This window comes from Ruegeria sp. AB5 (genome assembly GCF_056542645.1).
This window is the reverse complement of the sequence record NZ_JBQGAE010000014.1, coordinates 83459-97420: the sequence shown is the minus strand read 5'-3', so window position 1 is coordinate 97420 and position 13962 is coordinate 83459. Positions and strand designations below refer to the sequence as shown.

Below are 13962 nucleotides of genomic sequence, written 5' to 3'. Positions count from 1 at the left end.
TCCCGGTGATGCAGTTCATACGCCCGCCCTCTGATGCATGCTAAGCGCAGCCAACGCACACAAACGCGCTTCAGTTTCACTAATGACCCATCCATCGACCGAAACAGTACGGCCCGCGGCAAAATCAGCCTGAATCGCTTGGCGTGCCGCAACAGGCGTACAGGCAGAACCAAGACTCGAGCTAAGAGCCGCACGGTCGGCAGGTATAAGCCGATTTTGGATCAGCCAGCGGCCGATTTCAGCAGCGCTGTTAATGGCTTGCGGCTTGGCACTAGCTGGGAGTGTGTCGCAAACCAAAGCTGCGGCTGATAGAAGCAAGACATCACGGCGTCTCATATTGATCCCCCTAAAGATTTTTCACCCGGTGAAGCCCCTTGAGGTGCTCAGCCAGTCGGATGGAAAAGGCCACAATCGAAAACGTAGGCTGCACGTAACTTCCAGTCGTGAACACCGCACTGCCTGCAATGAACAAATTCGACATTCCATGAACCTTGCAATTTCCATCTACCACGCCGCTATGCGGAGTTTCGGACATACGGGCTGTACCGATAGCGTGCTTACCTTTAGGAAGGTAATTTGGCAGCGCGAAATCATCCCGCAACACCTCCGTCCATGATCGACCCAATCCAAGGCGCCCCAGTTCCTGTACCATCAGTTCGGTTGATCTTTTGAAGGTCCTCAGCTCGTGGTCGGTTAGCTGCCAATCAAGCCCAGTGCGGCGCTGTCCGAAGCGGTCCGTTTCATCGACCAGAACCACTCTGCTGTCGGGGTTCGGAATACATTCTATGCTAAGCCATGGACCAAGCCATTTCCGTTCAAACAGATTGTCATCACCCGACAGTTTGCTCGCGACCGAACCGGCAACGTCGTCGAGATCTGTAAAAACATTAAGAATATGCGAAGATAAATAGGACGGCGGCCAATTCCCATTGCGCAGTGACCGACGCAACATACGGCTGGACCGCACACCTGGAGCCAATGCCGCATCAAGAAAATGAAACATAAAACCGCCAATCTCCTCTTGACGCAGCAATGCTTCGGACGAGGTCGCCGTGGCCCAGAACCCTCCTTGGTCGAGAGAGGCTTCCCCATCGTAAAGACTAAGTTGCCGCTCTGTCATGTTCGGCCAAAGCCACAGCGCCGGTCGAATTGCAACATGATCAGCGAAATAGCGCCCGACCTGATCATGCTCATTGCCAAGACCATTTTTGGCCACACTATCAGACAACAACAGCAAGCGCGCAGTTTCGATACCACCCTGCGCCAATACATAACTGTCAGCCTGAACCCGGAACTGTGGCCCGTCGATACAGGCGACCTTCAGACCAGTGACAACACTAGCCGTATCGTTCGTTTCAATCTCCAGGACGTTGGCATGTAACAAAACTGTCAGATTAGCCGCCACCTCAAGCGCCTCTTCGTATTCGAATCCAAAGAGTGTGGGCGGGCTTGAGCAGGAAACCGTGTTTTGCAGGATATCGCTGTTCCAGTTGATTATCTCTCCTTCAAGCTTGCCTGCCCAATAGGAGAAATCAAAACTGCGATCCTGCTGAATCTGAACGTAGGCTGCTGCTGCACCGTAATATGGTTCAATATCTTCGTACGAAATCGGCCAACGCGAGTGTGGAATCCAGTCACGACCTTCAAAATCCAAAGGGGTAAGCCGCATGCAATATCCAGCCCAGTGGTTGCTTGATCCCCCCAAGAATCTTAGACGCGATTGGTTGATCGGCTCATAGGGGCGTCCCAGATTGGGTCCGGCATAAAGATCTTGGGTTTCGTCTTCGAGGTATGTGCCACCGCTTTCAAGCAGCAATATCTTCAAGCGGGACGCTTTAGCTAACTCCAAAGCTGCCGTGATGCCAGCTGGCCCGGCACCAACAATGCAGATATCCGCTTCTAGAAGCGCACCATCTTCAAGATTCAAAGCATCAAGGATCACAACAGTGACTCACAACTCAAAAAAGAAAACACTGGCTAATAGAGTAGTTAGATAAGTAATTGCCAAAATAACTCAAGCAAAATCCAACAACGGAAATCAGGTCGAACGATGTCTTACCAAAGCCGATCCGGACTACAGCACGCACGAAACTCAAGAAACTCGAAAACGCTCTAGTTCCCGATATTGCTGGTCGCGTTGAACACACCAACAAAGTTACCAATGACGTTGGACACGGTTATCACATCGTTGATCGGCGATTCCGTGGCGATCAACAGATCGTCCGGGTTGATCTGGAATTTCCGTGCGGAAAATAACCCGTCAGCACTGGTCAGATCTACCGAAAAGACCACCCGCGATTGTTCGGGCCCCGTCATCCCCTCCTTCTCTGTCGCGCCAGGGTATTCGCGCAGGATCAGCAGGCCCTTCGGATCTGCCTTGTTGTCTTGAAGCCCTCCCATGATCGATACCGCGTCCATGGCCGAAACATGATCCTTGGGAAAGATGTGCAGGGCTTCCTGCCCTGTGGCTCCAAATGACAGAAAATACCGCTCATCTTCTTCCACAAACACCCGGTCGCCGCTGCGCAACAGCGTGTCGAGCCGGGGGTTGTTCAACAGACGCTCGATTGATGTGCCATAGATAGCCCCGCCACGGACCAACCGGATTTGCGGGTTGTTGAGGTTTGAACTGATGCCGCCCCCCGCCGAAATCAACCCCAGCACCGTAAAATTGCGGTCGGGCATCGGGTAAATGCCCGGCTGTGCCACGCCGCTGACCAGATCCACCGAATTGTTACGACCCTCGGTCATATCCAGCTGCAGCTGCGCCGAGGGGATGATCGCTTCGAGCGCGGCCTGAAGTTCTTCACGAGCCAGGTCCGGGGTCAGGCCAATGACACTGACATTTCCGACATAAGGCATGAAGATCGTACCGTTTGAGGCCACGGTGACATCCTGCAGCTGCACCAGCTTTTGTTCGATCGAGGTGAGCAGCGAGTTCTCACTGCTGTCCCAGATCCGCAGTGTCAGCATGTCGCCGGCCTGAATAATCTGGGTTTTTGCACCCTGGCTGGCCCCGATCCAGCGAAGGTTTTCCTGCGTACCGGTAGGTGGCCATTGCGCAGCGGTTGGTAGAAAGGCTCGGGTGACCGGATAGAGGGCGAATCCGGGATCCTCGGCATCGGCCTGATCCAGGATTTCTTCGCTGACCGGCGCACCACCGGGCAAGCGCCCCCGTGAACACGAAGCTGTCATCAGCGCAAGACTGATCAGCACCATAATATGGATCTTGAAACGCATATTCACTGCCCAATTTGGCGAAACGCCTTGTCATTATTGTTGGGGCTAAGATACTGCCCCCCCAAAACGGGTCAATAAGAACAAAGATTTCCATGCAATTTCCTAAGGTTTTGGTCCTTGGTGCAACAGGTCGGATCGGTGCCATATTACGGCAGTGCTGGTCTGGGAACCGCGCACGTTGGCAATCTCGGAGTACACTGCCAGGGTCAGATTGGCTGTATTTCGACCCACTGAATAACCCCTCAGCACTGATCCGTGCAGCAACCGGATGTGGCACGATCCTGTGTCTGGCTGGTGTCACCAATGCCCGCGCAGCAGCAGGGGGTGACCTGAATGACAACCTGACGCTGGCCCGCGCAGCGATCCGCGCCGGAGCCGAGACAGGGGCGCGGGTTCTGCTGGCCTCGTCAGCTGCGATATATGGGGCCAGCTCCGGGATTCTGGAGGAAGACCGCCCCCCTGCCCCGCTGTCCGATTACGGGCGCATCAAGGCCGTCATGGAAGCCGAAGGGGCCGCATTGGGAGAACAGTTGGGTGTGGATGTGACTGCGCTCAGGATTGGCAACATTGCCGGCCTCGACGCCATTCTGGGCGGCTGGCATCCGGGCTTTGCACTAGATCGTTTTGCAGATGGCCGAACGCCCCGGCGCAGCTATATCGGACCGGAAGCGCTGGCCCATGTTCTGGCCGATTTGTGCACGATACGGAATCTGCCCGGCACGCTGAATATTGCCGCGCCCACACCGATTCAAATGAGCGCCCTGCTGGATGCCGCCGGACTGGAATGGACCGCGCGCCCGGCGTGCAAAGACGCAATCCCACAGGTGCATCTGTCGGCAGAACGACTGACGCGCCTGTGCCCGCCCGTCTCTGCCGATCCTGCGGATATGGTCGCTGAATGGCGGCGCCTAAGACCACAGCAGAGCCAGCGCGCATGACATGGTACAAACGCATATTCGACCTGTTCTTTGCCTGTCTGCTAACCATAATCCTCAGCCCGGTCCTGCTGCTGCTGATGCTATGGGTGGTGCTGCGCGAGGGATCGCCGGTTTTTCATGTGGCCGAGCGGATGAAAGGGATAGATAAGCCGTTCTACCTCTGGAAGCTGCGCACTATGACGGTAGCGGCCTCCGATGCCGGCGTGTCAGGCGGCGATAAAGCCGCACGGATCACACCGACCGGTGCCTGGTTGCGGGCAAAACGTTTGGATGAGCTACCGCAGTTGTGGAACATCCTTAAGGGTGATCTGAGTTTTGTCGGCCCTCGGCCACCGCTGCGAGAATATGTTGATCGCTACCCAGAGCTTTATGCACAGGTGCTGAAATCACGCCCCGGTGTGACCGGTCTGGCCACGATCGTCTATCACGAGCACGAAGAGCTGTTGCTGGCACGCTGCAGCACGCCCGAGGAAACCGACGCGGTCTATAGCCGTTGTTGCGTTCCAACCAAAGCGCGGCTCGACCTGATCTACCAGCGGCGCCAAAACATATGCTACGATTTTGCGCTGGTATTCATAACCATCGGCAATCTGTTTCGCAGATGAGCCTGGTTGGGGTTCATAACAAAGCAATTGGCGGCTAGAAATAGTGTTCCGTAACGGCAATGCCGTTAGCGCCGAATGGCGCAGCTAACAGGTTGACCAGAGGGCCACTTGGCTCGCTCGCTGGTTCGACGCCCTTGATAATCTTACCCTGTTAGCTGAGCACCCAGATTACAGTCACTACGATTCACGCTGCAGCACCAATCGTACGGCGAGGCAATCCTCAAACCGGGGACTTTTCAGAGAGATAAATTCCATTCCATGTCCGCAGTCCGGAGCAATCCGCCACTTGACCATAGCAAACAGAAACGGTCCGCTCGTATCTGTTGCGTCTTCCAAAACGTTTCTAAAACACCTCTCAACTCGGGTACAGCGTCAACGCAATTTAGGAATTCGCGGATTGGCATCATTCGCCAACATTGCCCTTCTTCACCAAATCTTATCGCTGAAATAGCGCCTGCTGAGACAATGCAAGCAAAAAAGGCTACTTCGCGCTTGGGTAGATCGCCGGCAGCTTCAGCGAAGTAAGTTGCCTCATATACAATCGAGCTCTTTGGTATACATATGCCAAACTCTTCCTGTGTTTCACGCAATACACACGATATTGCGGCTACCCCAGCTTCGCACACGCCTCCCGGCAAGTCCCACTGATTTGGAATAGGAATGTGATCGACGTTGTCTCGCAAATAGGTAACCACCGCGTCCTCAAAAATGACGGCTATCTTGGCTCCTTGCAGATTGGTCGCTTCGGCAACACTCATTGTTGCTCCTTAATATCAGATGTCTCTCTGTAGGCAAAAAATGACACCAAGGCATTTATCGCCAAAAGATTGATAAGGACGTTTCAACAACCCAAAGAATACAAAAGTACACACGCCGCTTAACTAAGTCGCTGACTATAGGTAAACAATGGCAGTTAGTGTACTTACAGAAAGTTGTATGGGCTAATGTGAATACGGCTGCCGTTAGTCCCTCTCTCATGCAGCATGCCGCAACCTCAAAACGGAGTTCATCGAGTTGGGCGTAAACGCATTACGTTGACTTTGTCCAGCACAAGCCAGCGTTTGACACACCAAGCAAAACACCGACGCTAAAACAGTATCTAGTCCTAAGGGGAATAGTAGTTCCAATTCTGACGGATTCGACGATAGTGTTGGTCTTCCCAGAGCGACGCCTGCATAAGTCCCTTCGCTTTATCCTCGTTCCAAAAAATCTGAAGAGTCGACCCGTCTTTATGTTCCTCCAGAACGATAAGCTCCTCGCGGAAATCTCCTGCTATATCAGCGGCATAAGTTCGCGCCGCCCGAGTCGGCCAAACGTGAAGGAAATGACCGTCGAGTGCATCCACGAGCGCGATTTGACCATCAACATGACGCTCAGTCACGAAGAGAAGCTGTCGGCCAGTCCCGTCCCAGTGAACTGGCCGCGCTATATCGATACCGTATTCTCCCCTACGGCCGCTCCGACCCCCACGAAAATCAACCCGGATCCAGTCTACAATCTGCTCGAGAACGTTGGCTTCCGGATCGGCCCGACAATTACCAACATAGCACCATCCGGGCGGGGCAGTCTGGCGGACCGACCAAGATCCTATGACCTTTCCATCTGCACTCATCAGCCAAGGATGGTTGCCGCAGGAAGAGCGCGCGAATACTTCCAGTCCTGGGCGCGTTGAATCGAAGTCTCCCACAGCGATCTTATCGGCATCTTCGTTGTAGCGACATTCACCAATTGCCCAAATCCCCCCCGGTTCATGGTGGGTTGACCAGCCTCCTCCTGCCGCGCCGAATACTATTGTCTCCTCATTGCCATGCTGCTCAGCAAGCGCGACCTCGAGCCCCGGCTCGGGCAGAAGATCACCAACGGCGATACTATCAAAGGCGTCAATCCGCGTACCCTCCCGTACAGCGGATTGTATGTGAGTGCCGTTGTGGTCGAGGAGGGTGGGGCCCAAAATTTCGTCGAGACCATCGCCATCAAGGTCGATCGCCCGAACAATGCTGTGCTCTACGCCCCACCAATCCGTGACATGCCAGAGTGTCGCGCCATTTTCCAGGTTAATTGCGCGAATCTCGCGCTGGCTATATTGTAGAACAGCGTCACGATCACCTTTACCGCGTAAGTTCGCGATGGCAAGCGCCAGAGCGTCTGGAAAATAGTAACTACGCTCGATTTCCCCGTTTCTCCCATCCCGGATGTGCAGCGTGCCTTCAGAAAGCAGGTATGCGACTTCCTCCCATCCGTCGCCGTCAACATCGCCGGCTATCGCACCTGGAGCGTGGCTCCCAGGGTATCCGAAACCGCGATCTACGCGGGTTAGTGAAATATCGTCTCGAACGTGCCAAAGCGGTTCTCCAATGCCGGAGTATGCAGCAACATGTCCCGGGGATGTGATGACAAAGTCCATCTTTCCATCTCCAGTCAGATCGTGAGCGAAGAGCGAGCCTAACCCCTTTGAGGAGATCGGGATATCGAGTTGGAAAATCATTGGGTTCTGAGTATAATGTTTGGTGGGCTCGTTTGACGTTTTGCCCACACCGGATGATGGATTTGCCGAAGCAAGCAGCGCCCCAAAAACGACAATCGCAAAACTCACTGCACCCACCAAACAGCTTAGCATTCGACAGAAGGAACGATGATGCACCGCCATATAGACGTTTCCTGATTTGGGGGGTATGAGCCAAGCCACTGTGCACCTCAAGGAAGAAAATATTCTTTCAATGTGAACCAGCTAATTGACGCTGATCCGGCGAATGTCACTGGGGTTATCACACGAGGCATACATGGCCATAAACTATGCGGTTCCGGAGAACGGTTGTTAAGCCCGCAACTCGGTATTTGCCCCAAATTTGTCGAACGTCCGCTATATCGAAGAAGCTGCCGCCAAGATTGAGGTGTGTCAACAACAGTCCCTGATCTCCGAAGTTCACCACCAAGCACAACCGAATATTTTTTGTAACACAACCACCTTATCCTGTCATACTCTCCAAGAAGACAACCAAGGTAATTTGAGAAATCCGCTATTCCTCAAATTGCTTGCAGAGTAGATCTGCCCTCAGAAACATGGCCCACGAAAGAAAAGATGCCTGTATTTCATGCATCGCCGAGGCGATCTGATGTCAAAACCGCACATAGATACATTAATCTTTCATTAATAATCACGGTCCTGTCTTAGACAGCGTTGATCATTAACCAAGCCTTTACCAAAATGAACGCACAAGCCGTGAAACAGCGATCAAGGTCATTTTTGGGATGAGAATGACACATGAAATGACCACTTCGATTTCTTTGATCACCAACTTTAGAAGCATCCGTTTTCAGGCGATGCAATGAGCAAGATCATGCATCTTCTGTCTTCGAGCAACGATGGCAATTTCTGCGGGTCGCAACAATCCGCCACAACCCTGCCAATCGTCAAGCGATTAACCGCCCGCTTGGTTTCATTGAAGAAATCCCTTTGGGAGATACCCAACCTTGCGCTAGGCTCCCCTGACGGATGCCTCGCTAAGCGATTTGAAAACAGACATCGGCGGTGGCGTCTCATAGTCATGTTGCACAAACAACCTACGACTATGGGATATCCTTTGGGGGATGTGATAGATGTTGAATTTGGTTAATTCTTTAAGCCGAAAACAGAAGGCTTGGATTTTTTTATTCATCGATTTGGGGCTTATACTGACTGCAATGCTGGCGACCTATGCGGTGCAACCCATACCCGTACTCACCGGCGTCACCTTGAGTCAGGCCGTTACGGTTCTGCCTTACCTGATATTTGCCTCGGCGCTTTTATCTTTGTTGCTGGGGCTACCCCATATCAAGCTCAAATCCTACGAAAGAAATGCTGTTGGCCTGACCGCAATATACGCTGCAGCGGTGGCCGGACTATCCTTAGTCGCAACCCGGATCGCCGGGCTGAGCCTGCCCCTAGGCACGTATATCGTTTTCGGAATTCTCTACTTCCTTATGATCGCAGCAACTCGCGCGGCACTGTTTCATATCGTCAGTGCCATCTACCGAAGCGGGCAGCCAAGCTGTCGGGTACTGATCTACGGCGCGGGCCCAACCGGCATGCAATTGGTTCAGGCCCTGCGCGCCCATGACAGCATTACCCCGGTTGCCTTTGTGGATGACAAAGCTTCGTTGCAGGGGGTGTTGCTGGCGGGTCTGCCCGTGCTGTCGCCAAACAAAATTGCCGAGCTCGTGGAGCAGCGCAACATTCACCGAGTGCTGCTGGCGATGCCATCACTGAGCCAGCCTAAACAGGCACAGATTGCCCGTCGACTGCAGAAGATGGGGCTTGAGGTACAGGCCCTGCCCTCGTTCGCGCAACTGATCGGTAAGGAAGAGCTGGTCGACAAACTGACCCCGATCGCACCAAAGGCCTTTCTGGGGCGCGCCACCCGCGATCTGGAAATGAACGAGGCCTGCCAGAGCTATACCGGACGCTCGATCCTGGTTTCGGGCGCCGGGGGATCGATCGGCTCAGAACTCTGCCGTCAGTTGCTGGTTTGCCGCCCCGCGCGGTTGGTGCTTTATGAATTGAACGAATTGGCGCTTTACACCATCCATCAGGAGCTGACACAGCTGAACGAAGGGCTGGGGATCGAAATCGTTCCGATACTGGGATCGGTCACCAATCCACAACAGGTTGGCCGAACCCTGGTCGATCACGGGGTGCAGGTGGTGCTGCACGCAGCAGCCTATAAACATGTGCCTCTGGTCGAACTGAATCCTCTGCCCGGTCTGGCCAACAATGTTCTGGGAACCCAAACGCTGGCGCACGAGGCAGCCCGGGCCGGGGTCGAACGGTTTATCCTGATCTCAACGGACAAGGCGGTGCGCCCGGCCAATGTCATGGGAGCCTCAAAACGGCTGGCCGAACTGGTTGTACAGGATCTGGCCACCCGCAACACAAAAACCATTTTCACCATGGTCCGTTTCGGCAATGTGCTGGGATCCAGCGGCTCGGTCATACCGTTGTTTCAAGAACAGGTCAGCCGTGGTGGGCCCGTCACCGTCACCGACCTCAATGTGAAACGCTATTTCATGACTATCCAGGAAGCCACGCAACTGGTGCTGCAGGCCGGGGCAGCCGCCCGGGGCAGCGAGGTATTTGTCTTGGATATGGGCGAACCCGTGTCAATTATACAGCTGGCCCGGCAGGTGATCGAAAGCGCGGGATATACGGTGCGTGACGTAGAAACCCCCGACGGCGATATCGAGATCGAAGTGATCGGTCTGCGCCCCGGCGAGAAGATCGAAGAGGAACTCACTCTGTCGGATGGCCTGGTCAGCACCCGCCATCCCAAAATCTTTTGCGCACATGAGGGCTTTCTGTCAGAGATCGAGATCGCCAGCGTGTTGAAGGGCCTGCGCGAAACCGTGTCCGGTGGCGACGAGATCGGCAGCCGTGCCCTGATCAAGCGCTGGGTGGAAGGATATCAGGAGATCGAACCGAAGCTCAAAACTTCGTAGCCCAAGATTCGCGCCGCCAACAGTGGCGAGATTTTTATAAAATTGTAGCCAAAAAAGAAATAATAGATATCCGTGCTGCATCCGGACACCAACCCAACAGGACAGACCGCACCATATAAGGTGGCCTGGCGCCACCACCCCTCTATATACCGCAAGCCCCATTGCTGTTGCCTGCCCCGATGCAATCTGGTGGTGACGGCGGATGGATCGACCGCTACGCTTCTGGAACGATTCACAGTTTATTTTGACATTATTAAGCAATTTGACGGGTGCGTGATGCTCCAACGGTTTAGGGGAATGGAGAAGACGAATGCGGAATTCTGAGCGTGCCGTAGGGCAGGCCGAACTGCGTGACGTGCGACGCGAAAATCGCGGATTACTTTGGAGCGCAGGCATTTTCAGTATCTTCGTGAATCTGCTGATGCTGACCGGTCCGCTTTTCATGCTGCAGATTTATGACCGGGTTCTGGGAAGCCGCTCTGAAGAAACATTGGTCGCACTGTTTGCGCTGATGGCCTTCCTGTTTCTGGCAATGGGCGTACTGGACTGGGCCCGCGGGCGCTTGCTGGCTCGTATGGGGGCACGGTTTCAAGTCAGCCTCGACCGGCGGGTGTTCAGCGCAATGTTGATGAAGGCGTCGCTGAACCGAGACGTCAAGCAATCCGACAACCAGCTCAAGGACCTCGAGGCGGTGCAACGGTTCTATGCCTCACCGACCTTTGCCGCCCTTTTTGATATTCCGTGGACACCGGTCTTTTTGCTGGGGATAACGCTGTTCCACCCATTACTGGGTATTCTGGCCATCGGTGGGGGCACGCTGCTGATCCTGATTACCGTGCTGAACCAGATCACCACCAAGGGTGCGGTGATGCAGTCAACGGCGGCAAGCTATACCTCGGACAGCATGGCGGAACATCTGCATGGCGAAGCGGAACATATCCGCAGCCTCGGCATGCAGCGCAGTTCCTTCGAACGCTGGTACAAGGCCCGCGGCAAGGCACTTGACCAAAGCCTGCGCGCCAACGATCTGGGAGGCACCTTTTCGGTCACAACCAAGACCTTCCGGCTGTTCCTGCAATCGGCCATGCTGGCGCTTGGTGCCTATCTGGTGCTGCAGGGGCAGATGACCCCGGGCGCGATGATCGCCGGGTCGATCCTGCTGGGTCGCGCCCTGGCGCCTGTCGATCTGGTCGTGGGTCAGTGGACCATGGTGCAGCGCGCCAAACGCGGCTGGGACAATCTGGTCGAACTGCTGGCCGAAGTCCCCCCCGAAACCACCCGTGTCGAATTGCCCAAACCCAAGGCGCGGCTGACGGTCAATCAGCTGACCATCGTGCCACCCAATGCACGGCAAGCTTCTTTGCGGCTGGTGAATTTCGACGTAAAACCAGGTCAGGCGATCGGCGTGATAGGGCCCAGCGGTTCAGGCAAATCCAGCCTTGCTCGTGCCCTGACCGGAGTCTGGGCGCCGGCTGGCGGCAAGATTCGTCTGGATGGGGCCTCACTGGAACAATACGATCCCGAGAAACTGGCCCAATATATCGGCTACCTGCCGCAGCGAGTGCAACTGTTCGACGGCACCATTGCCGAAAATATCGCCCGCCTGAACACCAAGCTCGACGATGCCAAGATCGTGGAAGCGGCCAAGAAAGCCGCCGCACATGAAATGATCCTGAAGCTGCCAGATGGCTATGACACGCAGGTCAGCTCAACTGGCAGCCAACTCAGCGGCGGTCAGGTGCAACGCATAGGCCTTGCCCGCGCCATGTATGGTGATCCGGTTATCCTGGTGCTGGACGAACCGAACTCCAACCTCGACAACGAGGGTTCCGAGGCGCTCAACGCCGCAATCCGGCAGATGAAAAAGGACGGCCATGCCGTGCTAATCATGGCACACCGCCCCGCCGCCATTGAGGAATGTGACATGCTGCTGATGCTGGAAGATGGCGCGCGCCGAGCCTGGGGTACGCGCGAAGGCGTTCTGGCAGAAGTGCTCAAAAACCATGCTCAGATTAAACAAGCCGCCAATAAACCAACCGGTGTGACATGAGTAAAAAGAACAAGACGCGTTTCTCAGCAACTTTCCCCATGATGGTGGGGGTTGGTATGATGGCCATTCTGATCGGCGGTTTCGGAGCCTGGAGTATCATGGCCAATATCTCAGGCGCAGTGGTGGCCTCTGGCCGGGTTGTGGTCGACAAGAACCGGCAAGTCATCCAACACCCTGACGGCGGCGTGGTCGAAGAAGTTCTGGTTGAGGAAGGCGATCTGGTTGCCGAGGATGACATCCTTATCCGGCTTGATCCCACGTTGCTGCAATCCGAACTGACAATTGTCGAAGGGCAGCTGTTCGAACTGATGGCGCGGCGCGGACGGCTAGAGGCAGAACGCGATGACGCTGATGAAGTCCGGTTTGACCGGATACTGCTGGACCACGTCAAGAGGCGTCCCGAGATTGCGACCGTATCTGCGGGGCAAGTGCGTCTGTTCAATGCCCGCCGGGACGCACAGGCCAAGGAAATCGAACAGCTGCATGCCCAGCGAACGCAACTGAACAACCAGATTGAAGGCCTGGATGCGCAGATGGACGCGCTCAGCCGCCAGCAAAGCCTGATTTCGGATGAACTGGCCAGCCAGCAATCGCTGCTCGACAAAGGTCTGGCACAGGCGTCGCGCGTGCTGAGCCTACAGCGCGAAGAGGCGCAACTGGCCGGGACGGTCGGCAACCTCGTGGCGCAGCGGGCCCAGACCCTGGAACGCATTGCAGAGCTTGAGATTGAAGAGCTGCAGATTTATTCCGCCCGCCGCGAAAGCGCTATCACCCGCCTGCGCGACCTGCAATTTAACGAACTGGAACTGGCCGAACAGCGCCGATCGCTGACCGAACGCCTGAATCGGCTGGATATCAGGGCTCCGATCTCGGGCGTGGTCTACGACCTGCAGGTGTTCGGCCGGAAATCGGTTATCCGCCCCGCCGACCCAACCCTGTTTCTGGTGTCGCAGGACCGGCCGCTGATCATCGAGGCGCGGATCGATCCGATCCACGTGGATCAGGTCTATCGCGGGCAGGAAGTGGTGATGCGCGTCGCCGCCTTTGATCTGCGGGATTCGCCAGATCTTTTTGGGTCGGTCACACAGGTTTCACCGGATTCGTTTGTCGACGAACAAACCGGAGCCTCGTGGTACCGTGTCGAACTGGAGCTGCCGGAAGAAGAGTTGGGTAAATTGGAAGAGGGTCAGACTCTGATCCCTGGCATGCCCGTCGATGCCTTCATCCGCACCCAAGACCGATCCCCCTTGGCCTACCTCTCGGCCCCGCTGACCGATTACTTCAGCAAAGCGTTCCGCGACGGCTGAAGCCAGGGTCGAGAGCAATCGTTTACACGGCCCAATGGCCAACGCCCGAATTTTGCCCAATTTGCCCGCTAAATTTGGCTTGATCGGATCCGGACACAACCTATCCGGTGAATCAGTCTTGCGCTGCATAGCAGTATGCGTGCAACGTATTTGGTGTTGCCCTAAAGACAATCTCGGCGTTTTGTTTCCAATATGAACCCCGTGATTGCCCCCAAATGGGGGTAGCGGCAATTCCCCCATCAGTGGCTCATTGGACATGTGCTCGGCAAATTTATGCCGACGTACTGTTTTGCATTAGGGCCGACAAGCCCGGTCCATTGATTGCAGTAAATTGTTCATTTTTACCGGGG

Annotated in this window: 9 protein-coding genes; 5 read left to right on the top strand and 4 right to left on the bottom strand. The window is 55.1% G+C overall.

The window, feature by feature from the left end:
- Nucleotides 1-346 precede the first annotated feature (346 nt).
- A complete protein-coding gene (locus tag ACR0L4_RS19120; protein ID WP_480514661.1) occupies nt 347-1942 on the bottom strand; it encodes a GMC oxidoreductase in 1596 nt (531 codons plus the stop codon).
- 170 nt (nt 1943-2112) lie between these two features.
- Complete coding sequence (locus ACR0L4_RS19115; protein WP_170754116.1) at nt 2113-3240, bottom strand: polysaccharide biosynthesis/export family protein; 1128 nt, start codon at nt 3238-3240, stop codon at nt 2113-2115.
- A gap of 92 nt (nt 3241-3332) precedes the next feature.
- Between ACR0L4_RS19115 and ACR0L4_RS19110 the strand changes: the two genes are divergently transcribed.
- Nucleotides 3333-4178 carry an NAD-dependent epimerase/dehydratase family protein gene (locus tag ACR0L4_RS19110; protein ID WP_480514660.1) on the top strand — a complete coding sequence of 282 codons (846 nt, stop codon included), beginning with the start codon at nt 3333-3335 and terminating at the stop codon, nt 4176-4178.
- A complete protein-coding gene (locus ACR0L4_RS19105; protein ID WP_480514659.1) occupies nt 4175-4783 on the top strand; it encodes a sugar transferase in 609 nt (202 codons plus the stop codon). Before ACR0L4_RS19110 ends, ACR0L4_RS19105 begins: the two co-directional genes overlap by 4 nt.
- Nucleotides 4784-5019: 236 nt before the next feature.
- On the opposite strand, the gene ACR0L4_RS19100 is transcribed toward ACR0L4_RS19105, so the two are convergent.
- Nucleotides 5020-5541 (bottom strand): NUDIX domain-containing protein, encoded by a 522-nt coding sequence (locus ACR0L4_RS19100; protein ID WP_480514658.1) that lies wholly within the window; start codon nt 5539-5541, stop codon nt 5020-5022.
- Nucleotides 5542-5888: 347 nt separating this feature from the next.
- On the bottom strand, nt 5889-7376 hold the full coding sequence (locus tag ACR0L4_RS19095; RefSeq protein ID WP_480514657.1) for an FG-GAP-like repeat-containing protein: 1488 nt from the start codon (nt 7374-7376) through the stop codon (nt 5889-5891).
- A gap of 1004 nt (nt 7377-8380) precedes the next feature.
- Between ACR0L4_RS19095 and ACR0L4_RS19090 the strand changes: the two genes are divergently transcribed.
- The 3 genes from ACR0L4_RS19090 (at nt 8381) to ACR0L4_RS19080 (ending at nt 13612) form a co-directional block, all read left to right on the top strand.
- Nucleotides 8381-10255, top strand: a complete 1875-nt coding sequence (locus ACR0L4_RS19090; RefSeq protein WP_480514656.1) for a polysaccharide biosynthesis protein — start codon at nt 8381-8383, stop codon at nt 10253-10255.
- Nucleotides 10256-10565: 310 nt separating this feature from the next.
- Entirely contained in the window at nt 10566-12305 is a 1740-nt protein-coding gene (locus ACR0L4_RS19085; protein WP_170754108.1) for a type I secretion system permease/ATPase, read from the top strand.
- A gap of 56 nt (nt 12306-12361) precedes the next feature.
- Nucleotides 12362-13612 carry an HlyD family type I secretion periplasmic adaptor subunit gene (locus tag ACR0L4_RS19080; RefSeq protein WP_480514655.1) on the top strand — a complete coding sequence of 417 codons (1251 nt, stop codon included), beginning with the start codon at nt 12362-12364 and terminating at the stop codon, nt 13610-13612.
- The last annotated feature ends 350 nt before the right edge of the window (nt 13613-13962 follow it).